Source organism: Actinotalea fermentans (assembly GCF_007991475.1).
Lineage (GTDB): Bacteria > Actinomycetota > Actinomycetes > Actinomycetales > Cellulomonadaceae > Actinotalea > Actinotalea fermentans.
In genome coordinates this window covers 464,714-487,544 of record NZ_BJYK01000001.1, presented here as the reverse complement: position 1 = coordinate 487,544, position 22,831 = coordinate 464,714, and the positions used below count along the sequence as shown (strand labels likewise).

At 73.0% G+C, this 22,831-nt stretch carries 25 protein-coding genes; 8 read left to right on the top strand and 17 right to left on the bottom strand.

Going from position 1 to position 22,831, the window contains the following annotated elements:
* Positions 1-64 precede the first annotated feature (64 nt).
* On the bottom strand, positions 65-2,851 hold the full coding sequence (locus AFE02nite_RS02290) for a GNAT family N-acetyltransferase (RefSeq protein WP_261765377.1): 2,787 nt from the start codon (positions 2,849-2,851) through the stop codon (positions 65-67).
* A 174-nt stretch (positions 2,852-3,025) separates the two neighbouring features.
* On the opposite strand from AFE02nite_RS02290, the gene AFE02nite_RS02285 reads away from it, so the two are divergent.
* Complete coding sequence (locus AFE02nite_RS02285) at positions 3,026-5,497, top strand: DNA gyrase/topoisomerase IV subunit A (protein ID WP_034244645.1); 2,472 nt, start codon at positions 3,026-3,028, stop codon at positions 5,495-5,497.
* Positions 5,498-5,516: 19 nt separating this feature from the next.
* Here the strand turns inward: AFE02nite_RS02285 and AFE02nite_RS02280 are convergent, their stop codons facing one another.
* The 3 genes from AFE02nite_RS02280 to AFE02nite_RS02270 are packed head-to-tail and all read right to left on the bottom strand — an operon-like array spanning position 5,517 to position 9,142.
* Positions 5,517-5,981: a hypothetical protein gene (locus tag AFE02nite_RS02280; RefSeq protein WP_034244646.1), complete on the bottom strand. Its 465-nt coding sequence runs from the start codon at positions 5,979-5,981 to the stop codon at positions 5,517-5,519.
* Positions 5,981-6,991, bottom strand: coding sequence for a GNAT family N-acetyltransferase (locus tag AFE02nite_RS02275; RefSeq protein WP_034244647.1), 1,011 nt, complete (start codon positions 6,989-6,991; stop codon positions 5,981-5,983). The genes AFE02nite_RS02280 and AFE02nite_RS02275 overlap by 1 nt, the downstream gene beginning before the upstream one ends.
* Positions 6,992-7,012: 21 nt before the next feature.
* Positions 7,013-9,142, bottom strand: a complete 2,130-nt coding sequence (locus AFE02nite_RS02270; RefSeq protein WP_034244648.1) for a DNA gyrase/topoisomerase IV subunit B — start codon at positions 9,140-9,142, stop codon at positions 7,013-7,015.
* Between the two features lie 119 nt (positions 9,143-9,261).
* Here AFE02nite_RS02270 and AFE02nite_RS02265 point away from each other — a divergent pair, with 119 nt between their 5' ends.
* The 3 genes from AFE02nite_RS02265 (at position 9,262) to AFE02nite_RS02255 (ending at position 10,573) form a co-directional block, all read left to right on the top strand.
* Positions 9,262-9,474 (top strand): DUF7455 domain-containing protein, encoded by a 213-nt coding sequence (locus tag AFE02nite_RS02265; RefSeq protein WP_034244649.1) that lies wholly within the window; start codon positions 9,262-9,264, stop codon positions 9,472-9,474.
* Between the two features lie 100 nt (positions 9,475-9,574).
* Positions 9,575-10,054 carry a DUF456 domain-containing protein gene (locus AFE02nite_RS02260; protein WP_034244650.1) on the top strand — a complete coding sequence of 160 codons (480 nt, stop codon included), beginning with the start codon at positions 9,575-9,577 and terminating at the stop codon, positions 10,052-10,054.
* Between the two features lie 150 nt (positions 10,055-10,204).
* Positions 10,205-10,573, top strand: coding sequence for a hypothetical protein (locus tag AFE02nite_RS02255; protein ID WP_034244652.1), 369 nt, complete (start codon positions 10,205-10,207; stop codon positions 10,571-10,573).
* Between the two features lie 15 nt (positions 10,574-10,588).
* Here AFE02nite_RS02255 and AFE02nite_RS02250 read toward each other — a convergent pair whose 3' ends face one another.
* Positions 10,589-12,379: a DUF5671 domain-containing protein gene (locus AFE02nite_RS02250; RefSeq protein WP_034244654.1), complete on the bottom strand. Its 1,791-nt coding sequence runs from the start codon at positions 12,377-12,379 to the stop codon at positions 10,589-10,591.
* 213 nt (positions 12,380-12,592) lie between these two features.
* Here AFE02nite_RS02250 and AFE02nite_RS02245 point away from each other — a divergent pair, with 213 nt between their 5' ends.
* The 4 genes from AFE02nite_RS02245 to AFE02nite_RS02230 all read left to right on the top strand — a co-directional run bounded on the left by AFE02nite_RS02245 (position 12,593) and on the right by AFE02nite_RS02230 (position 13,800).
* A complete protein-coding gene (locus tag AFE02nite_RS02245; protein WP_034244656.1) occupies positions 12,593-12,907 on the top strand; it encodes a hypothetical protein in 315 nt (104 codons plus the stop codon).
* Positions 12,908-12,998: 91 nt separating this feature from the next.
* Positions 12,999-13,307 (top strand): DUF6907 domain-containing protein, encoded by a 309-nt coding sequence (locus AFE02nite_RS02240; RefSeq protein ID WP_034244659.1) that lies wholly within the window; start codon positions 12,999-13,001, stop codon positions 13,305-13,307.
* Entirely contained in the window at positions 13,304-13,609 is a 306-nt protein-coding gene (locus AFE02nite_RS02235) for a hypothetical protein (RefSeq protein WP_034244661.1), read from the top strand. Before AFE02nite_RS02240 ends, AFE02nite_RS02235 begins: the two co-directional genes overlap by 4 nt.
* Positions 13,606-13,800 (top strand): hypothetical protein, encoded by a 195-nt coding sequence (locus tag AFE02nite_RS02230; protein ID WP_034244667.1) that lies wholly within the window; start codon positions 13,606-13,608, stop codon positions 13,798-13,800. Before AFE02nite_RS02235 ends, AFE02nite_RS02230 begins: the two co-directional genes overlap by 4 nt.
* A 78-nt stretch (positions 13,801-13,878) precedes the next feature.
* On the opposite strand, the gene AFE02nite_RS17250 is transcribed toward AFE02nite_RS02230, so the two are convergent.
* The 12 genes from AFE02nite_RS17250 to AFE02nite_RS02170 form a co-directional block, all read right to left on the bottom strand.
* Positions 13,879-14,160, bottom strand: coding sequence for a helix-turn-helix domain-containing protein (locus AFE02nite_RS17250; protein WP_034244669.1), 282 nt, complete (start codon positions 14,158-14,160; stop codon positions 13,879-13,881).
* A gap of 2 nt (positions 14,161-14,162) precedes the next feature.
* Positions 14,163-16,880, bottom strand: a complete 2,718-nt coding sequence (locus tag AFE02nite_RS17985; RefSeq protein WP_146818995.1) for a phage tail tape measure protein — start codon at positions 16,878-16,880, stop codon at positions 14,163-14,165.
* Positions 16,881-16,945: 65 nt separating this feature from the next.
* Positions 16,946-17,821 (bottom strand): hypothetical protein, encoded by an 876-nt coding sequence (locus AFE02nite_RS02215; protein ID WP_034244671.1) that lies wholly within the window; start codon positions 17,819-17,821, stop codon positions 16,946-16,948.
* Between the two features lie 16 nt (positions 17,822-17,837).
* Positions 17,838-18,140 (bottom strand): hypothetical protein, encoded by a 303-nt coding sequence (locus AFE02nite_RS02210; RefSeq protein ID WP_034244675.1) that lies wholly within the window; start codon positions 18,138-18,140, stop codon positions 17,838-17,840.
* Positions 18,137-18,343, bottom strand: coding sequence for a hypothetical protein (locus AFE02nite_RS02205; RefSeq protein WP_034244677.1), 207 nt, complete (start codon positions 18,341-18,343; stop codon positions 18,137-18,139). Before AFE02nite_RS02205 ends, AFE02nite_RS02210 begins: the two co-directional genes overlap by 4 nt.
* Positions 18,340-18,864: a hypothetical protein gene (locus tag AFE02nite_RS02200; protein ID WP_034244679.1), complete on the bottom strand. Its 525-nt coding sequence runs from the start codon at positions 18,862-18,864 to the stop codon at positions 18,340-18,342. The genes AFE02nite_RS02205 and AFE02nite_RS02200 overlap by 4 nt, the downstream gene beginning before the upstream one ends.
* Before the next feature lie 116 nt (positions 18,865-18,980).
* Entirely contained in the window at positions 18,981-19,253 is a 273-nt protein-coding gene (locus tag AFE02nite_RS02195) for a WhiB family transcriptional regulator (RefSeq protein WP_186814449.1), read from the bottom strand.
* Positions 19,250-19,573: a hypothetical protein gene (locus tag AFE02nite_RS02190; protein WP_034244681.1), complete on the bottom strand. Its 324-nt coding sequence runs from the start codon at positions 19,571-19,573 to the stop codon at positions 19,250-19,252. The genes AFE02nite_RS02195 and AFE02nite_RS02190 overlap by 4 nt, the downstream gene beginning before the upstream one ends.
* Positions 19,570-20,856: a DUF3631 domain-containing protein gene (locus tag AFE02nite_RS02185; protein ID WP_146818992.1), complete on the bottom strand. Its 1,287-nt coding sequence runs from the start codon at positions 20,854-20,856 to the stop codon at positions 19,570-19,572. Before AFE02nite_RS02185 ends, AFE02nite_RS02190 begins: the two co-directional genes overlap by 4 nt.
* Positions 20,853-21,137 (bottom strand): hypothetical protein, encoded by a 285-nt coding sequence (locus tag AFE02nite_RS02180; RefSeq protein ID WP_034244682.1) that lies wholly within the window; start codon positions 21,135-21,137, stop codon positions 20,853-20,855. Before AFE02nite_RS02180 ends, AFE02nite_RS02185 begins: the two co-directional genes overlap by 4 nt.
* 102 nt (positions 21,138-21,239) lie before the next feature.
* The gene (locus tag AFE02nite_RS02175; protein ID WP_052113542.1) at positions 21,240-21,557 is read right to left on the bottom strand and encodes a hypothetical protein; all 318 of its coding nucleotides are present in this window, start codon (positions 21,555-21,557) and stop codon (positions 21,240-21,242) included.
* 263 nt (positions 21,558-21,820) lie between these two features.
* Positions 21,821-22,726: a tyrosine-type recombinase/integrase gene (locus AFE02nite_RS02170; protein WP_146818991.1), complete on the bottom strand. Its 906-nt coding sequence runs from the start codon at positions 22,724-22,726 to the stop codon at positions 21,821-21,823.
* Positions 22,727-22,831 lie beyond the last annotated feature (105 nt).

Here is a 22,831-nt window from a genome sequence, read left to right as displayed (position 1 = left end):
CCTTGCACCTGCGCCCGCCCGGCTCTCCTCGCCCACAGGCGGTGCCCACCGCGCGGGCGGGGCGTCACTCCGGGAGCGCGCGTCGCCGGCCGTCGACGCGCTCGGCCTCGCTCAGCTCCACCCGGGCGGACAGCACCGCGGCGCCCCGCTCCCCGACCACCACGGGGTGGAGCTCCAGCGCGTGCAGCTCGGGCACGTCCTCGGCCAGGCAGGCGACCCGGCCCAGCACGTCCTCCAGGGCCGCGACGTCGAGCGCGGGCAGGCCGCCGTAGCCGAACAGCCGCGGGGCGGTCCGCACACCCCGGACCATCTCGGCGACGTCGACGTCCGTGAGGGGTGCGACCCCGTGCGAGACGTCGTCCAGCAGGTCGACCGCGTCGCCCGCGAGGCCGAACGAGACCACGGGGCCGAACCGCGGGTCCTCGCTGGAGCGGACGACGCACGCGGCGCCGGGCGGGGCCATGCGCTGCACCTCGAACCGCCGCTCCGTCTCGCCGTGGGCCTCCACGACGCGCCGGACCTGCGCGAGGGCCTCCTCGAGAGCTGCCGGGCCGCTGAGGTCCAGCCGGACCGCCCCGAGGTCCATCCGGTGGCGCAGGGTGGTCGCCGCGCTCTTGAGAGCGACGGGCCAGCCCAGCCCGTCGGCGGCCGCGCGGGCCTCCTCCGGCGTCGCCACGGTCCGCACCGGCCAGACCTCGATCCCGTAGGCGCCGAGCAGCTCCGCGGTGCGCGCGTCGTCGAGGCGGACGACGCGCGACGCCCCTGCCGCCCCGGCGAGGGCCTCCTGCACGACGCGGCGCGCCGCGCCCCGGTCGACGCCCGACGGCGACAGGGGGCGGCCGTGGTCCGCCGAGCGCCAGCGCGCGTACCGGACGGCGGCGGCGAGCGCCGCGACGCCGTCCTCGGGGGCCGCGTAGGCGGGCACGGTCCGCGCACGCCCGTCGGCGTCCACGGCCGTGAGCTCCTCGGTCACGCCGGACAGCCCACGGATGCACGCCACGGTGGTCTTCCCGGACGCCGCCGCTGCCCGGGCGAGGCTGCGCGCCACCCGCGGGTGCGGCGGCCCGAGCGTCGGCACGTACGCGACGACGACGACGTCGCAGGCCGGGTCCGCGTACGCCTCGGCGAGGTCCGCGTCCAGCCGCGCGACGTCGTCGGCGGCCGGGCCGGCGAGGATCGCGCGACGGGAGGTCACGGCGAGCCCGGCCGAGGTGGCGGCCTCGGCGACCAGGGCCGCCATCGGCTCCGAGCCGGCCAGCACCGTCACCCGGCGGCCGGTCGGCAGCGGCTGGTGGACGAGCAGCTGGGCGACGTCGAGCAGGTGGTGCTGGCTCGTCGCGCGGATGACGCCGGACTGGCGCAGCAGCTCGTCGAGCACCCGGCGCGGCACCCGCGTGTCGCGCAGCACGTGGCCGGCGGGCACCACGTGCCCGCTGCTGCCCGCCGTGAGGACGACGACCGGCTTGGCGGCGGCCAGCCGGCGGGCCACCCGCGCGAACTTGCGCGGGTTGCCGATCGACTCCAGGTAGGCCGCGACGACGTCGGTGCGCGCGTCCTCCGTCCAGAACTGCATGAGGTCGTTGCCGGACACGTCCGCCCGGTGCCCCGACGACACGAACGTCGACAGCCCCAGACCCCGCCGACGCGCGGAGGTGAGCAGACCCACCGCCATGGGCGCCGACTGGCACAGGAGCCCGAGCCGGCCCGGCTCGGGCGCCCGGGCGGCGAGCGAGGCGTTGACGGGACGCTCGCCGTGCCGCACGAAACCGTAGGAGCCCGGCCCGAGGACGCGCGCACCGATGGCGTGCGCGGCCCGCACGAGGTCGCGCTGGTGGGTGACGCCGTCGGGCCCCGTCTCCGCGAAGCCCGCGGACAGGACCAGCACCGCGTGCGGACGCAGGTGCGCGCAACGCCGCACGACGTCGGCGCACCGGTCGGCCGCGACGCCGAGCACCAGCAGGTCCACGGGCGGGACCTCGGTCACCGACGGCCAGCCGCGCGCCGGCTCGGGCGCCTCCGGCCAGCCCACGACGTGCACGACCGGGACGGCACCGGCGTCGTCGCCGGCGGCGGTCTCCGGCTCCCCCGCCACCGTGCGGGCCGGCGGCGGCTCCTGGAGGAGGTGCCGCACGACGGCGCAGGCGGCCGCGTGGTCCGGTGCTGCCTCGTCCGTCACCACCAGCACCGACGCCGGCGTCAGGAGGCCGAGGACGCTGCGGGCCTCCGCGCGGTGCTCGCGGTCGGCCATGACCGCCAGCGAGCGCTCCGTCGGGTCGACGTCGAACGACACCCAGACGATCCCGTCGTCCAGGCGCTGGTGCACCTCGTAGCCCGCCTCGCGGAAGACGGCGAGCATCCGTCCGTTCTGGGGCAGGACCTCGGCCGTGAACCGGTGCACGCCGCGCTCCTGGGCCGCGGCCGCGAGGTGCTCGAGCAAGACCGAGCCGAGCCCCCGGCCGTGGTGCCGGTCCGACACGTTGAAGGCGACCTCGGCCGTCGTCGGGCCCGTCCGGTCGAAGCGCGCGACGGCGATGATCCGCTCGGTGCCGTCCTCGGCGCTCACGGCCACGAGGGCGACGCGGTCGTGGTGGTCGACGCGGGTGAACCGCTCGAGCTCGGCGTCGGGCAGCCGCTCGAGCGGCGCGAAGAAGCGGAAGTACGTCGAGCGCTGCGACTGCCCGACGTGGAACTCCTGGAGCGCGTCGGCGTCCTCCGGCCGGATGGGGCGCACGTGCGCCGTCCCGCCGTCGCGCAGGACGACGTCGGCCTCCCAGTGCAGTGGGTAGCCCGCCGCCGGAACGGACTCGGCGACCGGCAGGGTCGCGGGAGGGCCGGCCTCGTCGTCTGCCACGGGGTCAGGCTACCGACCGGCCCGCGCGTGAGGCCGGGAGCGGCCCCTGCGGTGCCGACGCCGTCGGCGACCGCGAGCACGGGCGTGCCGGTGCGTCGGCGACGGCCGTCCGCGGGGGACAATGGTTCGTCCCCCGCCACCCGGCGGCCCCCACCCGAGGAGACCCGCGCACCGATGGCCCGTCGCCCCGCCGGCCCGACCGACCCGACGCCCTTCGAGGAGACGATCGTCGAGGTCGACGTCGCGGCGGAGATGCAGGGGTCCTTCCTCGAGTACGCGTACTCCGTCATCTACGCGCGAGCGCTGCCCGACGCGCGGGACGGCCTCAAGCCGGTGCAGCGCCGGATCCTGTTCCAGATGTCCGAGATGGGCCTGCGGCCCGACCGGCCCTACGTGAAGTCGGCGCGCGTGGTCGGCGACGTCATGGGCAAGCTCCACCCGCACGGCGACACGGCGATCTACGACGCCCTGGTCCGGATGGCCCAGCCGTTCTCGCTGCGCCTTCCGCTGATCGACGGGCACGGGAACTTCGGCTCGCTCGACGACGGTCCCGCCGCGCCCCGGTACACCGAGGCCCGCCTGGCGGCGGCTGCGATGGCGATGGTCGCCGACCTCGACGAGGACGTCGTCGACCTCGTGCCGAACTACGACAACAAGCTGACCCAGCCGTCGGTCCTGCCGTCCGCCATCCCGAACCTGCTCGTCAACGGCGCGTCCGGGATCGCCGTCGGCATGGCGACGAACATGGCGCCGCACAACCTCGTCGAGGTCGTCTCGGCCGCGCGCCACCTGGTCGCGCACCCGGACGCGACGCTCGAGGACCTCATGCGGTTCGTGCCCGGGCCGGACCTGCCGGGCGGCGGCAAGATCGTGGGCCTCGAGGGCGTCCGCGAGGCGTACCGGACCGGCCGTGGCATCTTCCGCACGCGTGCCACGACGAAGATCGAGAACGTCACCCCGCGCCGCAAGGGCATCGTCGTCACGGAGCTGCCGTACGGCGTCGGGCCGGAGAAGGTCATCGAGAAGATCAAGGAGGGCGTGCAGGCCAAGAAGCTCTCCGGGATCAGCGACGTCATCGACCTGACCGACCGCGAGAAGGGCCTGCGCCTGGTCATCGAGGTCAAGTCGGGCTTCAACCCCGAGGCCGTGCTCGAGCAGCTCTACCGGCACACGCCGATGGAGGACTCGTTCGGCATCAACAACGTCGCCCTCGTCGACGGCCAGCCGCGCACGCTCGGCCTGCGCGAGCTGGTCCAGGTCTGGGTCGACCACCGGCTCACGGTCGTCCGCCGGCGCTCCGCCCACCGGCTGTCCAAGCGCCAGGAACGCCTGCACCTCGTCGAGGGCCTGCTCATCGCGATCCTGGACATCGACGAGGTGATCCAGGTCATCCGGGCCTCCGACACCGCCGAGGTCGCCCGCGACCGGCTCATGCAGGTCTTCGACCTGTCCCAGGCGCAGTCCGACTACATCCTCGAGCTGCGCCTTCGCCGCCTGACCAAGTTCTCGCGCATCGAGCTCGAGAAGGAGGCCGAGGAGCTGCGCCGCGAGATCGACGAGCTGCAGGCGATCCTGGCGTCCGACGCGCGCCTGCGCGAGGTCGTCAGCGACGAGATGGCGGACGTCGCCCGCACGCACGGCACGCCCCGGCGGACGATCCTGCTCGAGTCCGCCGGCGGCGCGGGTCCGCAGAGCGCCGGGTCGGTCGCGGCGGCGAAGGCGAGCGCCACGCCGCTCGAGATCGCGGACACGCCGTGCTGGGCCATGCTCTCCGGCACGGGCCTCCTCGCGCGCACGGCCGACGACGCGGCGCCCACGCGCGAGGGCCGGCGCGCCGCGCACGACGTCGTGATCTCGACCGTCGCGACCACGGCCCGCGGCGACGTCGGTGCGGTCACGTCACGCGGCCGCCTCGTGCGGCTGCCCGTGCTCGACCTCCCGGCGATCCCCCCGACCGACGGTGCGCCGTCGCTCTCGGGCGGCGTGCCGGTCGGCGAGGTGCTGGACCTGCAGCCGGGCGAGCGGGTCCTCGCGCTCGCGTCGCTCGCACCGGACGCCCCGACGCTGGCTCTCGGCACCGCGGGCGGCACCGTCAAGCGTGTCGTGTCCGAGGACCTGCCCCGCGGCGACACGTGGGACGTCATCGATCTCGCCGAGGGCGACGAGGTCGTCGGCGCGGCACCGGTGGCCGACGACGACACCCTCGTCTTCCTCACGGGGGACGCGCAGCTCCTGCACTTCCCCGCGTCGGGCGTGCGCCCCCAGCGACGACGCGCGGGCGGCATGGCCGGCGTCAAGCTGGCCGCCGGCGTCCAGGTGGTCTTCTTCGGCGCCGTCCGCGCGGGCGAGCGCGACGGTGCTGTCGTCGTCACCGTGGCGGGCGCGGGCGACGCGCTCCCGGGCACGCAGGCGGGCAGCGCGAAGGTCACGCCCTTCGAGGCGTACCCCGCCAAGGGCAGGGCGACCGGCGGCGTCAGGGCCCACCGGTTCCTGCGAGGCGAGGACACGCTCATCCTCGGCTGGGTCGGCCCCGGCCCGGCCCGCGCATCGGGATCGGCGGGCCAGGCCATCGACCTGCCCGAGCTGGACCCGCGCCGCGACATGTCCGGTCGCGCACTGCCCGCCCCGCTGCACACCGTCGGCTGAGGCCAGTCGGCCGGTGCCGTCAGTCGCCCGGTAGCACCGTCAGGTCGACGTGGTCGACCGCCCAGACGCCGTCGACCAGCCGCGTCCGGTAGGCCAGCGCGATCGCGTACTCGTCGTCGGTACCCACCCGGAACCGCTCGACGGTCTCGACCTCGGCCGTGTCGACGTCGACGTGGACGGTGCCGACGACCTCGACCTCCACCGGGCCCAGCGCCGCGTACCGCGCGGCCTGCGCCGCCACGTCCTCGCACGTCGGCGCCCCGAGGTAGGGGTCGTCGCGGAAGAACGGCGTGGTCGACGCCACGTAGTCGTCGCACGCACCCTGCTCCCGCGCGACGACGAGGTCCAGGACCGCGCGCTCCGGCCCGTCCTGCCCGCCCGGTACGCCCGACCCGTGCGGACCGGCCAGCGCCACGACGACGCCGAGCACGCCGAGCGCCGACGCGGCGGCGGGCGGCCACGGCACGACGCGCGCGCGAGGCATCAGATCTCGACGCTGTACAGGACCTCGCCGTGCACGGCCCGATAGCCGAGCCGCTCGTAGAGCCCGTGCGCCCCCGACGGGTTGGCGGTGTCCACGCCGAGCATCGCGTACGCCATGCCGGACGCGCGGTACGCCGCCATGGCGTCCGCCAGGAGTGCGACGGCGATGCCGCGACCGCGCCAGGCCCGCCGCACCCCGAGCAGCTCGGAGTAGCCGAACGAGTAGCCGACCACGGGGAAGTCGTCGTCGTAGCGCCCCGACAGGACGTAGCCGACGACCTCGTCCCCGGCCAGGGCCACGAAGGTCCACTCCGGCATGAAGTGCGGCCCGTGCTTCCACTCCTCGGGCGCGCGCGGCTCGGAGCCCCAGTGGTCGGCGAAGGCCTCGTTGTGCGCCAGCCGGACCGCCTCGTCGAGCTCCGGTCGCCACGGCTCGATCCGCACGCCGTCGACAGAGACGTCGGGCAGTGGGTCCGCCAGGTCGCGGCGCATCTCCGTGTACCAGCGGATCGGGCTGAAGCCGGCCGCCGCGTACAGCCGACGGTTGTCGCGGGCGTGCTCGTCCACGAACACCGCCAGCCGCGCCGGGAGCTCCTTGCCGGACTCCGCGAGCTTCTGTCGCCCCCGGCCCTCGAGCCACGCCAGGACCGCGCGACCGATGCCGCGCCCGCGCCACGCGGGGTGGACACCGCCCTGCAGGAAGGCACGGACGGTACGGACGTCGCCCGGGCGCACCGCGACGATCGCGAAGGCGCGCAGGGCTCCGCCGCCGTCGAAGCCACCCAGGCTGTCGCGCTGCATGTCCCGCCACGGTTCGGCGAAGATCTCGTCGACCATCGCCCGCGACATCCGGGCGGGTGAGCCGTCGGCCTCCGCCACGACCGTCATCAGGCCGTGGAGCTGCCCGGCGTCGCCCGCGTGCAGCGGGCGCCACGTCAGCTCCAGGTGCGCCGGCGGCAGGTCCAGGTGGACCGGCGGGTCGGCGCGCACGGCGATCGGCTCGGTGGTCACAGGGACAAACCTAGCGAGCCGTCACGCGTCGATGCGTGTGTGGTCCAGCGCCCCGGCGCCGGCGACGATGAAGTCCCGCCGCGGACCGACGTCGGATCCCATGAGCAGCTCGAAGACCTGCTCCGCCGCCGCGGCATCGCTCGCCGTCACGCGCCGCAGCGTCCGACGCCTCGGGTCCATGGTCGTCTCAGCGAGCTGGTCGGCATCCATCTCGCCGAGGCCCTTGTAGCGCTGGATGTCGTCCTTGTAGCGCCGACCCTGCTTGTTCAGGCGCGCGAGCGTCTGCTGCAGCTCGGCCTCGGAGTACGTGTAGATGTACTCGGACTTCTTGGCACCGCTGCCGGTCAGCTCGATGCGGTGCAGCGGCGGCACGGCGGCGTAGACGCGACCCGCGTCGACGAGAGGACGCATGTACCGGTAGATGAGCGTCAGCAGCAGGGTCCTGATGTGCGCCCCGTCGACGTCGGCGTCGGTCATCATGACGACCTTGCCGTAGCGCGCCGCCTCGAGGTCGAAGCTGCGGCCCGAGCCCGCCCCGATGACCTGGATGATCGCGGCGCACTCGGCGTTCTTGAGCATGTCCGCGACGGACGCCTTCTGGACGTTGAGGATCTTGCCCCGGATCGGCAGCAGCGCCTGGAAGTCGGACTGGCGGGCGAGCTTGGCGGTGCCGAGCGCGCTGTCGCCCTCGACGATGAACAGCTCGCTGCGCTCGACGTCGTCGCTGCGGCAGTCCGCGAGCTTTGTCGGCAGCGCCGAGGTCTCGAGCGCGTTCTTGCGCCGGGAGATCTCCTTCTGCTTGCGCGCCGAGAGGCGGGCGCGCATCTCGGCGACGACCTTGTCCAGGAGCAGCGCTGACTGCGTGCGCAGGTCGCGCTTGGTGGACGTGAGGCGCTCGGTCAGCTCCGCCTCGACCACCTTCGCGACGATGGCGCGCACGGGCGCCGTCCCCAGCACCTCCTTGGTCTGCCCCTCGAACTGCGGCTCCGCGAGGCGCACGGTCACCACCGCGGTGAGCCCGGCGAGGATGTCGTCCTTCTCCAGGCGCTCCCCCGCGGTCTCCTTGGCCCCGAGCTTGAGCCGGCGGGAGTTCACCTCGACCTGCTTGCGCATGGTCTTCACGAGCGCCTGCTCGAAGCCCGCCAGGTGGGTGCCGCCCTTGGGCGTCGCGATGATGTTCACGAAGGTGCGTACCTCCGTGTCGTAGCCGGTCCCCCAGCGCAGCGCGACGTCGACGTGGCACGTCCGCTCGACGGCCTGCGAGGTCAGGTGCCCGCGGTCGTCGAGCATGGGCACCGTCTCGGTGAACGTGCCTTCGCCCTGCAGACGCCAGATGTCGGTGAGGGGGGTGTCCGGGGCGAGGTGGTCGACGAAGTCGACGGTGCCGCCGTGGGCGACGAACGTCTCCTCGTAGGGCCCGTCGGCGCCGGGCGTCCCGGGCAGGCCGCGCTCGTCGCGGACGGAGATCCGCAGCCCGGGGACGAGGAACGTGGTCTGGCGCACCCGGGAGACGAGCTCGTCGTAGGAGAAGGTCGCCGTGGCGGGGAAGATCTGCCGGTCCGCCCAGTACCGGACCCGGGTGCCGGTGCGTCCCTTCGCGACCTTCCCGACGACGGCGAGCTCCGACGCGTCGACGAACGGGGTGAACGTCGCGTCCGGGCCCGGCTGGCCCCGGTCGGCGTAGGTGCCGGGCTCGCCCCGGTGGAACGTCATGCGGTAGGTCTTGGCGCCGCGGTCCACCTCGACGTCGAGCCGCGACGACAGCGCGTTCACCACGCTGGCGCCGACGCCGTGCAGGCCGCCCGATGCCGTGTAGGAGCCACCACCGAACTTGCCGCCCGCGTGGAGCTTGGTGAAGACGACCTCGACGCCGGTGAGGCCGGTCTTCGGCTCGATGTCCACCGGGATGCCGCGACCGTTGTCACGGACCTCGACAGAGCCGTCGGCGTGCAGCACGACGTCGATCTGGTCGCAGTGGCCGCCCAGGGCCTCGTCGACCGCGTTGTCGATGATCTCCCACACGCAGTGCATGAGGCCACGGCTGTCGGTGGTCCCGATGTACATGCCGGGACGCTTGCGCACCGCCTCCAGGCCCTCGAGGACCGAGAGATGGCGTGCGGTGTAGCTGGCCTCAGACAACGTGCTCGTCACCTGACGAGGGTAAGCGCTCGGGCGGCCTGGCCCTGCGAGGCGTGCCGGGCGGCTTCGCGGGTAGCGAACCTGGCCTCCTCGATGCGACCACCTCCACGGTTGGGTGGTTACATGGAGTCGTGACCACGACGACACCCACTCCGCTGACCGCAGCCGACCGCTGCGACCGCTGCGGCGCGCAGGCGTACGTCCGCGTCGTGCTGGCCAAGGGCGAGCTCCTGTTCTGCGCGCACCACGCGCGTCGGCACGCGTCCGCGTTCGCCGACGTCGCCCTGCACGTGCAGGACGAGACCGAGCGCCTCCACGAGGAGCACGGCGCGCCCGCGCGCTGAGCCCTCCCTCGCACCTCACACTGGTCCGGCCAGGCGCGTCCCGGCCGGACCAGTCATGTCCGGGGCGTCCCCGCGTCCGCTCCCACGACAAGGAGACACGATGGACCTCGTCGCCGTCGGCGTCGGGCTGGCGATCCTCGTCGGGCTCGTCGGCATCGTGCTCCCGGTGCTGCCCGGGTCCGCGATCATCGCGCTCGCGGTGCTCGTCTGGGCGATCGACACGGGCGGCTGGGCCTGGGCGGTGCTGGCCGCGGTCGTGCTCATGCTCGCGGCAGGGTGGAGCGCCAGCTACGTCATCCCCGGCCGCAGAGTGGCGGTCTCCGGTGTGCCCCGCTCCAGCTTCGTCGTCGCCGGGCTCGCCGGCGTCGTCGGCTTCTTCGTCCTGCCGGTGCTGGGGCTGCTCGTCTTCTTCCCGGCGGGGCTGTACCTCATGGAGTACCGGCGCCTGCGCGACCCGGCCGCCGCCTGGGCGTCGGCATGGCTCGCGATCCGCATGACGGCGCTGGGCATGCTCATCGAGCTCGGACTCGGGCTGCTCGCCGCGGCGACGTGGCTCGTGGCGGAGCTGACGGCGTTCTGACGGGGCGCCTCGGGGGCGAGCGGGCACCCGGACGTTCCACGTCCTGAGATCACCCGGGTGATCCGGCAACCGGTCGCAAGGCCGACCTCAACACGTGGCCCGGGCGTGTCGATGATCAGGTCAAGAGCGCGCCCAGAGGGGACCACCGCCATGCCGCCCGCACCGACGCCCGCCGTCTACAACGAGCTCGTCGCACCCTCGAACGCAGCGATCGACCGATGGAACGCGGCCGCCGACCGCGCCGACCTGGCCGCGATCCGTGCGATCTCCGCCGAGCTCGCGCTGCTTCTCACCGACTTCGCGACGGCCGTGGCTGCGCAGCCGTGGCCGGAGGCCGCGCAGGCGCACGCCGCCGACCTCGTCGCGGGCCTCGCCCTCGAGGTCGACTGGTACCGCGCCGTGGCAGCGACCGCCGACGACGAGGGCACCGTCGTCACGCTCGAGCAGCCGTGGTCGGACGACGCCGTCGAGGCGGCGGCGCTGCTGCGAGAGGCGCTCGGGGGCACCGTCCTGCCCTGAGGCGGGCCCCCGCGCTCACTGCGCTCGGCGGTCCCGCCCGACGTCGTGGCCAGGCTCGGCCCCGGCCCGCACCCAGGGCCGGCGCACGGCCTCCACGGGCACCACGGAGGGGCCGGCGTCGTCGAGCACCACCGCCACCGCCCCGCCCGGGTGCTGCGCCAGGAGACCGAGCACGGCGGCCGTGTCCCAGCCGGCTCCGTGGACCGCCTCCGGCGGCCGCACCCACACCTCCACGCGGGCACCGGCGTCGTGGACCGACCGGACGAGGGCGTCGTCGTCCGGCCCGAGCAGGAGCACGTCGCGCGGGAAGGTCGGCGCCGCCGCGGCCGGCACGCGGTCGACGGCGAGTGCCCGATCCTCGCGGTACACGACCCAGTGGGACCCGGAGACGGCCGCCGCCGTGACGAGCAGCGCCAGGGGCGTGCCGACGTCCGTCAGCGTGGCCCGGCCAAGGTCGCCGCGCAGCGCCGCCTCGATGGTGACGAAGCCGGTCACCAGCACCGCCACGACCCCGGTGAGCGCGCCGACTCCGAAGAGCAGGAAGAGGTAGAGCCGCCGCGTGACGGAGCGCACCTCCACGTCAGGCTGGGCGCGGCGCTCGCGCTGGGCCCGTCCCCAGAAGTGCCACCACACGGGCGTTCCCACGACGAGCAGCGTGGCCGCGAGGAGGAACGTGTTCGCCGGCGGGTCGGACGCGGCGCCCGCGACGGCGTCACCGACGGCGCGCAGCCCGATGACGACGCCGAGCGCGGCCGTCACCAGGGCGATACCCGCCATGAGGTGCTCGTGCGCGCGGGTGATCTCCGTCCGGCCGGGCGGCGCGGCGCGGGAGAACACCCGCCGGTGGTACCACCAGGCGCAGAGGCCGACGACGACGGCGGTGGCGGCCCCCGGGACGCCGGCGAAGTGCGCCGCAGCCGAGGTCTCGTCGGGCTCCCCGAGGAACCACACTCCGACCGCGGCCAGCGCGATGGCGGCCCCGACCAGGGCCACGACGAAGGGCCCCCCGACGCCGACGGGCAGCACGTACGCCAGCCAGAGCCGGTCGGGCTCCGCCCGCCGGTACCGACCCCACCAGTAGGCCGACCAGACGAGCCCGCCGACGACGGCGAGCGCGCCCGCGTTGGCGACGTCCTGCGCGACGACCGCGTGGCCGGTGTCGAGCGCGAGGCGCCCCGCGGTCCCGCCGAGCTGCACGAGGCCGGTCACGGTCAGGACGAGGCCGACGAGGGACCCGGCCGCCAGGTGCGGGGCCCGCGCCGACACGGTGAGCGTCCGCTCACCGAGGAGCACGTGCACGGTCCAGACCGACAGCCAGACGAGGGCCCGGACCAGCGGCGCCGCGTCCGCTCGCCCCGCGAAGGCGGCCGCAAGGCCCTGCTGCGCCTCGGCGGCGGCCACGCCCAGAGCGGTCAGCGACGCCGCCCAGAGGTAGAACGCCCAGGCGGTCGAGGCGCGCTCGCCCGGGTCACGGCGCAGGCCGCGACGGGTCCATGCGGCGACGCCGGCCGCCATCGGGACCCCGAGGACGGCGAACGCGAGGACGCGCGCGAGCTCACCCTCGTCGGCCGTGGCCGGTGCACCGCCCACGGCCCGACCGAGCAGGTCCGCGACGCCGGTGACCGCGACCACCGTCAGGACGTACAGGAGCAGGTACTGGAAGAACCGCCGGATGCTCACGCCGTCGGCCGGCCGGCCCGCTCGCCCCGATCTCGCGCGCAGGACGAGGACGACCACCAGGATCGGCAGACCGACGGTGACGAGAAGGGAGAGCAGACCGAAGACGAACATGGCGGCCTCCACCATGCCGGGAACCCACCGCTACGTCCCAGTCTCCCACCGCGGGCGGTCAAGAGCGCCGCCCCGGACGCACGGCCGCGGGGCGACGCGGCCCCGCGGGGCGACGTCAGTCGAGGTAGTCGCGCACTCTAGAGGGCTATGCGCTGTGCGGTAGCGCAGGGCGAGCGCGCAGGTCAGGAGCGCTGTGGGTGCGAATATCCCCGACTGAGGGAGCGCACCATGAGCACCACGCGGCGGCGAGTCATCGCGGTCCTCATCCTTGCAGCACTGGCGGTCGCCGCAGTGCTGTTGCTCACCCGGCCCGATCCCGGGCATGAGTTCTTCGCCGAGTACCGGGACCTGTACCCGGGAACCCCGACGTTGGCCGAAGCGGCGTTCGTTGCTAAGGCCGAGCAGATCTGCGACGCGGGGGCGCCCGCGTCGTGGTGGGACGCCTGGGACAACGGCGCCCCTGCGAGGGCCGACCTCTGGAACCTCGCCATCGCGCACGTGTGCCCCGAGTACGCCGGGCACGTCGTCTCTGTCGCACCCTGACGGAACGATCAACGAAAGCGCCCCGGCCAGCGGGAAGGCCGACCGGGGCAAGTCCAACCACCTAGTAGGAGGTAGTTCGACCATGACCAGCATGACACGCACGGCTCCCGCGCCCGCCACCCACCCCGCATGGGCCGTCGGCGTGCGCGACGTCATCATGGAGCGCGACGGCGAGAGCTCGCAGTTCATCACGGGCCCGAGCACCGCGGTCCCCGCGATCGACGGTGCGCTCACCGTTCGCGCAGAGCAGTTCACGGCCTCCGACGGCTACGCGGATGACCCGCACGTGACGGTCGACAACGGCACCATGGCAACGATGCTCACCCCGGCCCAGGCCCGTGCCGTCGCGGTGGCTCTCACGGCCGCCGCTGACCTTGTCGACGCGGGGGCCGGACGATGAGGCGCCGACCTGCCACCGCGCCTGCGTGGGCGACGGGCCACGAGACGTACGGGCCCGGTTCCGGGTGCTTCACGCGAGACGTCCCGTTCGGCCAGGTGCTGTGGGACGGCACCCGCCGGTCAGTCGAGATCCGGGAGTACTACGGCCCGAGGGTTCTCGGCCGAGGGCTTGACCCGTACAACCCGTGGCGCAACCCGCGAGCGCAAGGGTCCTTGCGCATTGGCGACGCGGCTCCCGCCGAGCTTCGGGAGGCCGCCGCGGCGCTCATCGAGGCCGCCGCGGTCATCGAGGGGAAGTCATGAACGCACTCGCCGTCTGCCGGGCCCTCGGGACCACGGTCGTCGAGGTCGACGCCGTCCTACCGCAACCCGTCCTCTACGACGCTGCGAACGACATCGCGTTCGTCAGCGCCGGCATGGACGAACACGAGCGCGAGGCAGCCGCCGACCGCCTCCTGGACCGGGTCCTCACACTCGCCACGACAGGCGCCTAAGCCCCCCGGTCGCGCAGCCGCCCCCCGGCCCACACGGGTCGGGGGGCGGTGTTGTTGTTCTACTTGGATGCGAACAAGTCAGTCGCCATCGCGGATCTGCTGGATCTTCGCCCTGACGGCGGACTGAGTCGACTGCCAGCCGAGCGCCTTCGCCTTGTCGATCAGCTCGCGGGGCGTGACACCGAGGCCCGCGGCGAGCCTCGGCACGTCGCGATCCTCGAAGGGACGATCACCCGCCAGGCGCCGGGACAGGTCCGACGGGCGGGCGCCGATCCTGGCCGCGAACTCCGCCTGAGACATGCCCTTGTCGGCCAGGAAGTGCTGCACCGCAAGGGCCAGGTAGGTCTGCGCGCTCGTCATGGTCAGAACCTTCCCACTGCCCAGGACAACTCGTCGCGGATAGCCCGGGCCGCCTCCTGGGGGTCGGCCGCGTTGACGTTCTCCATGGTGACGCTGACGGAGGGCCGCCCGGAGGCGGCCGGTTGAGATCCTGCGACATAGACGGGCATCCCTACCTGACCGCCGTACGCAAGGCCCTGGACCTGCGACGCCACCGCGGCACGGTCCATCCGGCGCACTGCGTCCATGAACCCCGTGCCCCAGTAGTCGTGCGCGGCCACCGGCTGCATGTACTCCCGCGGCGTCGCCCGGATCAGTACGTTGTCCGCAGTCGAGCCAACGAACGGGCCCGGGATCGGGCCACCGTCAGCGAGCCCCGTCACGTAGGGCGTGAGGCCGGGACCATTCGAGTAGATCCGGAGGGTGGCGGACTTCCCGTTGATCTGCCGGATGATCTCGTTCACGAGCTCCCCAGCCTTGACGACGGCCGTGGTGTCTGCGTCGAACGCGACGCTGACACTCGTCGGGATCAGGCCCAGCTCATCCGCGAGCGCCGCCGCCTCGTCCGTCGTGAGACCCATCTTCTCCGCGACCTCGACGAACCGGTCCCGGGTCGCCAGCATGGTCTGCGTGATCTCCCCCTGTGCGGCCCCGTTCTCCCGCATCGAGTCCACGAGATCCCAGCCGGCCGACGCGATCCCGAGCAGCGCGTCCTGGTTGCTACGCCCCGCCTCAGTCGACAGGTCCAGCGTCGCCCCGTGCTCCTCGATCGCGGCCGTGGCGTCGTCGTAGGCGGCCTCCGCCTGAGCCTGCGCGCTCATCACGTCCATGACGATCCCGGCTGCCCGCATCTGGGCTTCGATCATGTCCGCGAGCGCCGACGTCTGACCCTCGATCGCACCCGTGGTCGCGTCGTAGTCCGCGCCCAGGTCATCCTGTGCAACACCCGCCGCCTCGTCGGCCCGCTGCTTCTCGGCCTGCGCGCGCTCGGCATCGGTCAGTGCCGCGGCCTGCTTGTTGATCGCAATGGCAAAGTCCACGAGCTCCTGACCGTTGCCGTGCGCCTGGGAGTACGCGTACATGCCCGCGTTGACGCGCTCGATCGCTTCCGCCTCGCCAAGGATGTACCCCTGGACGTCCTCGACCGCGATGCCGAACTTCTCCGCGAGCGCGATGGCCGACGGCATGTCCCGCCGCAGCCACTCGTCAATCTGGTTGCCCGTGCCCGCAGTCAGGTTCTCGTTGATCCGCCGAATCGTCTCCGCGGTCGTGTTCCCGAACTCGTCCAGCGTCGCCTGAAACTCCTGCGTGCGCGCCCGAGCCTTCGCGGCCTCGTCCGCCCACGCGACCAGCGCGACCGTGCCGACGGCCAGGGCCGCAGCCGCGACCCCGCCAGAGACCTTCGCCGCCGTCGACAGGTTCTTGAGAGACGTGATGGTCTCCGTTACAGCGATCGTCAACTTCGCGATCCCAGCGACCCCGAGGAGCACCAGGCCGCCCCCGCCGACGATCGCCATCGTCGCGTTCTGCACCCCAGGCGGGAGCTCGCTGAACGCGTTCACGATGTCAGTCGCGGACTGCACCAGGCTCCGGAGCGGCCCGTCCGCGCCCTCCCCGGCCTTGATGAGGGCCGTCTCGAGCGCCCCTGTGAACTGCTCGACGTCGCCCTTGAGGTTGTCCATCCGGGTCGCCGCGACCTCCGCCGCGTACCCCTGGTCATTGACCGCCTCGGTCCACGACCGGATGCCCTCGGCGCCCTGGTTGTACAGCACCGACGCGGCCCGCACCGCATCCGAACCAAACATGACGGTCAGGGCAGCGTTGCGGGCCTCCGGGGTCAGGTCCCGCAGGCCGTTCTGCAAGCGCCCCGCGAACGTCTCGAGGCCCACGAACTGCCCCTGAGCGTCGTAAGCCGAGATCCCCAGCTCGTCCATCGTCTGCTGCGCCTCCGCCGACTGCGGGGTGAGCCTCTGCAACATCGTCTTGAGGGACGTGCCCGCATCCGAACCGAGCAGACCGGCCGAAGCGAACGCCGACAGGGCCGCCGTCGTCTCCTCGATCGTCAGGCCCGTCTGTGCGGCGACCTGGCCGCCCTGCGCGAGCGCCTGCCCCAGGTCGGTAACGTCCCCCATCGCCTTGCCCGCACCCGCGGCGAGCAGGTCCGCAACGTGCGTCACGTCCGAACCGCTCAGGCCGAACTGCGTCAGGGCCACAGAGGCGATCTCGGCCGCCTGCGCCACGTCGAGCCCGCCGGCAGCGGCAAGGTTGAGCGCACCGTCAAGGCCACCAGAGAGGATGTCAGCCGCCGACACACCAGCCTTGGCCAGGTTCTCGATCGCCCCAGCAGCCTCCGTGGCCGAGAACACCGTCTCTTGGCCAGCGTCGATCGCGGCGACCCGCAACGCGTCGATGCTCCCTGCCGCGTCGTCACCCGTCGCGGCCACGGCCGAGACGGCTGCGTCGAAGTCCGCGAACTTCATGATCGCTGCACCCGCGGCCGACACCATCGCCAGGCCCAGGACGCCGACCTTGTTGGCCAGGGCGTCGATGTCCGCGCGGTGCTCCGCGATGTAGTTGGTCACGTTGTCCGCGAACTGCTTCGTCGCGTTCTCCGCCTCTGCCAAGTCCCTCTTGTACTGCTGGACCTCGGCCCTGAGGATCACCCGAAGGGAACGCTCAGCCATTTCCGACCACCTTGCCCTAGATAGTTGAAACCTGAAAAAACGAGCCTCCGCCAGCACGCTGGACCGGCCCGGCTATCACCAGCGGTACGGAGCCGCCGCAGGGGAGTCCTCCCCCAGGTGGGTCACAGCCGTTCCCATTCGCTCGCGTGCTCGAGCACCTGTGCTGCGGTGAAGACGCCGGGGGTCCATTCGTCGGCGTGGGCTGTGATGACGGCCAGGTCGAGCGCGGGGGCGCCGACCGTGACGAGTGCGATGCGTGCGAGTCCTGCTCGCCGGTCGATGTCGCGCGCGGTCTCGCGGACGCGCTGAGCGTGGTTGCAGCGCCACTCGTGCACGAGGTCGGGGCGTACGAATGCGTAGTCCTCGCGTCGTCCGCCGGCCGTGTGGGCGGCCCACCCTCGGAGCGTGGCGGCGAGGTCGTGCACGAGGTTCCAGCGCTCGGTCAGGTCGGTGATGTTCGGTGCCTTGCCTCCCGCGCTCTTGAGGATGCGGGCGGCCTCGGGGGCGAGCAGGTCGGTGATGAGGGCGTCTCCGGCGTCACAGAGGGCGCGGCGGGCCGCGTTCTGGGTGTCGATGGCGGCGGCGAGGATGACGGCACGGGCGCGGTTGGCGTCCTGGGTGCGGGCGAGGGCTGCGGCTGAGGTTCCCGCGGTGGCGGTGACGACGTCGGCGACGGTGAGCGCTCCGGCGGCGTACTGACGGGCGAGGTCGTCGCGCTGGGCCGTCGTGCCGGTGGTGGTGCTGGCTTCTGCGCGCATCCGGCGGGCCTCGAGTGCGAGGCGGGTGGCGTCGGTGGGGTCGGTGAGGCCGAGGGTGGCGAGGCCGACGCGCCAGATGTTCAGGGGGTCGCCGTGGTGGTGAAGCGTGTACCGCGTGAGGGGCCGGTGTCCCTTGCGGGTGGGCTGCCGGTCGAGGTTGGTCAGGTAGACGGGTGCCCAGCGGGTGATGCCCTTGGGCAGGCGGTCGATCATCACGGCGGGGCCGGTGGTGGTGGTCATCGTTGGTCCTCTCGGGTCAATGGCTGGGGACGATGCGGGCGGCGAGCGCGCGCGGGTCGTCCGGGAGGGGTTCGCGGCGGGGGCCGTGGTCGGGGGGCAGGGTCGCGATGATGCGGGCCGCTGCGGTGTCGGCGGCGTCCTGTGCGCCCTTCTGGTCTCCGGTGGCGTGCTGTGCGCGCAGAGCGGGGATCGCGGCGAGTACGTCGGCCCGGCGTCCGGTGGGGACGTCGGCTTCGTCGAGGTCGGTTGCCTTGACGGTGTTGCCGAGGGCGGCCCAGCGGAGGAGCTGGGTGATCGGGTGCCGGTTGCTGGTGGTCATCGGGTCTTCCCTTCGGTTCGGATCCAGTAGCCGGTCAGCCGGTGCTGGGGGCTGGTGAACATGCCGCACCCGGGGGCGTGGCGCTCGGGGGTGCCGAGGTGCTCGACGCTGTGGCTGTGGGCGTTGCCGCAGTAGGGGCAGGCGACTTCGACGCGTCGGCCGTGCACGGCCAGGACGGCGGCCTCGGGGGCGTCGGCGCTCATGCGCGGAGCCACAGGACCACCCCCGTCAGGGTCGCGAAGTTGTCCGCGTCGGCCACGAAGTCCGCGGACCCGTAGCACTGGAGCTCGACGGTGAGCGTGTCGCCGGGGGTGAGGCTGGGGACGGTGATCGCGTAGGACGGGGCCCCGGTGTCGCGGCGCCCTGGCTCGGAGTACGCCGAGTCGACCGGGCCCGCGTACCCGCCGATGCTGCATCGGCCGTGGATCATGGTCCCGGTTGACGGGGTCGTGTTCCGGATGCCGTAACCGCCGTTCGCGATCACGATGGCCTTGGTCCGGTCGGCCGGCACGGTGAGGGTGACGGATGCCTCGACCTGGAACGACGACACGGCCGGGTCGAATCCGGAGGCGGTGTCGAAGAATGAGCGGGCCTCGATCGGGGACTCGAGGAAGTCGTTTCGGATCGACCCGTTGGGCACCTCGAGGTCGCCCTCGATGATGAGTTTGCCCGGCTCGACCCTGATGCCCGCGGATTGCAGGAGGTGGTTGAGCCCGTCGCGCATCTGACGGGTCAGGTCGGCGAACTTCTCTCCGATCCGCTGGGGCCCATTTCGGGGGTCGGCTGGGCCCGAATACTGCTGCGGCGTCGCCCCTTGGGGCGGGGTCCACATGTCCATCATCAGCCTGCCTTCCTGGCGCGTTTGCGCCGGTCGAATTCGGTTTCGCCGCCATAGACGCCGCATTCTTTTGGGAATGCGGTGCCGTATGCGCGGCATTGGTCGAGGGCGGGGCATCGGGCGCACAGTCGCGCCGCTACGGCCTGGTCCTCGGGTTCGTCGGACGTCCACGCGGGGTCCGGGTCCTGTCGGCAGGGGATGGGCCTGCCGGCGGTGTCGTGGGCGTCGAGCAGGTCCAGCAGCGCGCGGCGGGCCTCCGCCCGGTCGGCGCTCACCAGGACGCCTCGGCCAGGACCGCGCGGCGGTGCATCTTGACGGTGCGCCGGTCAGTCGGTGTCTGTGCGTCGAGGTCGAGGCGGACCAGCTCGTGATCCCGTGTGCATCGGCCGCCGCACCCGCTCGCGTTGACGATCTCGAGCGCGCGTGTCGCGGCGTCGGTGTCGGCGTGCAGGGTGACGGACGTGACGCCGCACCAGGCGAGGACCGCGAACGGGCCGTCTCCCGTGATCCATGCGGCGCGGGGGAACATGCACGTCGCGAGGGCCCGCCAGGTGCGGTGCTGACGGCGGCAGTAGTGGAAGCGGTACGTCTTCACGGGGTCACCTCGCCCGGTCGCTTGGAAGTAGACGTCGGTTCGGCCGGTTCCGTCGGTCCCGTCGGTTCGTCTCGGGGGGTCACGCCCATCCGGCGCCAGACGGGCGCGAGCGCCTGGTGGTAGTACCCGCGCGGGCCGTCGCCCTGGCGGGCGCTGTTCACCTTGAAGCCTTGAGCGAGCATCCGGCCGAGCCGCTGGAAGGTGAGCGCCTTGCCGTAGGAGGACTCTGCGCCCCACATGCGAGGGTTGTGGGCGATCAGGTCCGGGACGAGGCGGCTGGTCGGGACGAATCCGACGGTGGGCGGCCACACCTCGTGAAGGTCCCGGAGTAGGGCGACGGCGGGCGGGGTGATGACCATGCCGTCCTCGCGGTCCATCGCGGCTTCGTGAAGGTCGCGGACGATCAGCGCGTCCGCCGTCTCGGGCCACCGCCCTCCCGCGGCTTCCGCGACGCGGCGCAGCGGAGCCCATCGCTCCTTGGCTCGGCCGATGCACCCCTCAGGCATCGCGGGGCGAGTCGTGCGGACCATGTCGCGGACGACGTCGGCCCACTCGGCGAGCGCCGCACCGAGGTCGGTCGCGTCAACGTCGATTTCCTCCCAGTCGCTCGCCTCGACGCGCCCCTCAAGGTCCGGGAGCAGCAGCACGCGGATCGTCCGGCTGCGCGTGTCCTCGGGAAGGTTCGGGGCGTTCCCGGCCATCGCCACAGGGGCGAACGTCGGCATCTCCCGCACGTCCCACCCGTCCTTCATCGGGACGAGCACGGGGCGCGTGGCTCCGCGCTTGTAACCGGCATTGAGGACGGCGATCAGGTCCTCGACCCCCTCCCTCTTGGGGTTGAGGTTCCGGTCCACCTCGTCGATGAGGATGGTCCGGAGCTCCCGGTCGAGCAGACGGGCGAGCATCGCCGGGCTCGACAGGGATGCCGCCTGAACCGGCCGAAGGCACAGCCGTGACAGGTGCTCGAGGACGGTGGTCTTGCCGGCGCCGGGGATTGGCGAGTCCACTACCAGTCGCGGTGTCGTGTAGGTCTCGACGGCAAGGTGCGTGTGGGCGGCCCAGAGGGTGAGTACGTCGAGGTCGGCGTCGTGGACGGTGAGGATGAAGCGCCCCAGCCACCCGCGGACCCGGTCTAGGACCTCCCCTGAGGAACCGACGGAACCGACGGGAGCGACGGAACCGACGGGAGCGACGGTTGGCCAGGTGCGCGCCGGCTGGGCCGGTCCTGCGTCGGGAGGCTCCTCCAAGGTGAGGATGAGGTCTGCGTACGGGTCGACGTTCATGCGACCCCCCGATCCCGGAGAGTCCGGCGCTGCGCCTCGGCGCGGGCGTGATCGCCCCTGCGGGCGGCGAGCTCGGCGAACGGAGCACCTTGGGCGGCGGCTGATGCGATCGACCGCACCAGAGCGTCATCGCGAGCAGCCTCGGCCGCTTCGACCTCGGCGAGCGCTTCGGCCCGCCCGTCGGTGTGCCCGAGTGCGTAGCCCTCGACGTGGCCGCGCTGGTGTCCCTCGGCGTCACCCACGGCGCGGCCGGCGTCCCAGGCGTCGAGCCACATGGCCACGGCCGACGGCGGTACACTGGTCTCAGGCCCGCCAGCCTTGATCTCTGCCCCGCCCCTGAGGTGTCCACCCTCGGGGGCGGCGGCGTCTCTGGCGGCCCTCAACTAGACCGCCGCCGTCAGGGCGGCGAGCTCCGCCTCGGCCTCAGCGGCGTCGGCGCGCTCCCGCCACTCGGCGGCGCGGCGGCGGGACCGGGCCGACTTGAGGGCAAGGCGCGAGTAGTACGCGTGGCGCTTGCTCTCGGCACGCCGGGCGCGCTCGTCGGGCGGGAGGGTGCCGTCCGGGTCGACCTCGCGCTCGAACCTCGCCATGAGGGCGGCGCGCGCGGGTGCGGTGCGGGCGGTGCGGTCAGGGGTGTGGGCCCAGGACTCGTGCGCAGCGACCTGCGCTGCCAGCGTGCGCTCAGAGGGTGTGGCGGCCATTCCGTGCTCCCTAGGAAACACGAACGCCGAGCAAACGAAGCGCCGCGTCTTGCGGTGCTACGTCGCTCGGCGCGTCTCCACTACGGGAGCGTCCGCCCATCCAGTCGGGCCCGGACCCAGAACCGGCGCTCTACGCCTCCGGTTCGCGGCTCTCCGGTCCCCTGGACCAGCCAGTAAGCAACTCAGCCGTTCTTGATGATGCCAACTTACACGCTTGCAAGTAGGTTCGCAACTCGCACTCTTGACGTCGCACAGAGCACGTGCTAGAAGTCCCCCAAGTTGAGGCCGCGCGCCTCCGCAGCGGCCCTCTCGGACGCCCGGGCGCGCGTGTACCGGGCGAGCATGTCGGGGGCTGACCAGCCCGCCACGGCCATGAGCCCACCCTCGGACCCTCCTCGGGCCAGCCATCGGTGCGCGGCCGTGTGCCGCAGTAGGTGCGGGTGAAAGCCGACGATGCCGGCGCGCGCTGCGCGCTCGGCCAACGACTTGTGCAGGGCGTCGTAGGTGAACGCCTTGCCGCGGTCGCCCAGCCACAGCGCGGGCGTGCCCGCGAGCCGATGGTTCCGCCGGGCGCGGACATAGCGGTCGATCGCCTGGCCGGTCTGCGGGCCGAACGGGACCGAACGCCCCTTCCCGCCCTTACCCCGGCGGACGATCGCGACACCGACCATGAGGTCGACGTCGGCGAGCGCGAGCGCCACCGTCTCCCCCGCGCGCGCCCCCGTTTCGACCATGAACCGGATGAGGGCGGTGTCCCGGCGGTCGCGCAGGTCGTCCCCGCGGCAGGCCTTGAGCAGCGCCCGGATCTGGTCATCGGTCAGCGGCTCGATCACCTTCGCGTCGAGCTTGGGGGCCTTGATCCCGAGCAGCGGATCGGCGGGAATCTCCCCTTCGTCGGCCAGCCACGCGGCGAACCTGCGCACCCCGAGCTGGCGGGACCGCACGGTGGCGGGCTCGCGCCCGGCCTCGAGCAGCGCGGCGGTGAAGCCGTTGACGGTGGCCTTGTCGAGCACGGGTGGCGTCCCGGTCTCCTCGCACCACGCTAGGAAGCCCCGAACACCGTCGGTGTAGGACTTCACGGTGGCCGGGGACTTCCGTTCGGCGCGCAGCGACAGGGCCCACGACGGCAGCAGCGCGGCCAGGTCGACGGCGGGTGGTCGCTTCGGCATGACCCGAGTCTAGCCGATATCTGGACTAGAAGCGCTGTGCGGGTGTAATCTCGACGCGTCAGGCACCCGGAAAGGGCATCTGACCTGCACGAAGGCCCGTCGGAG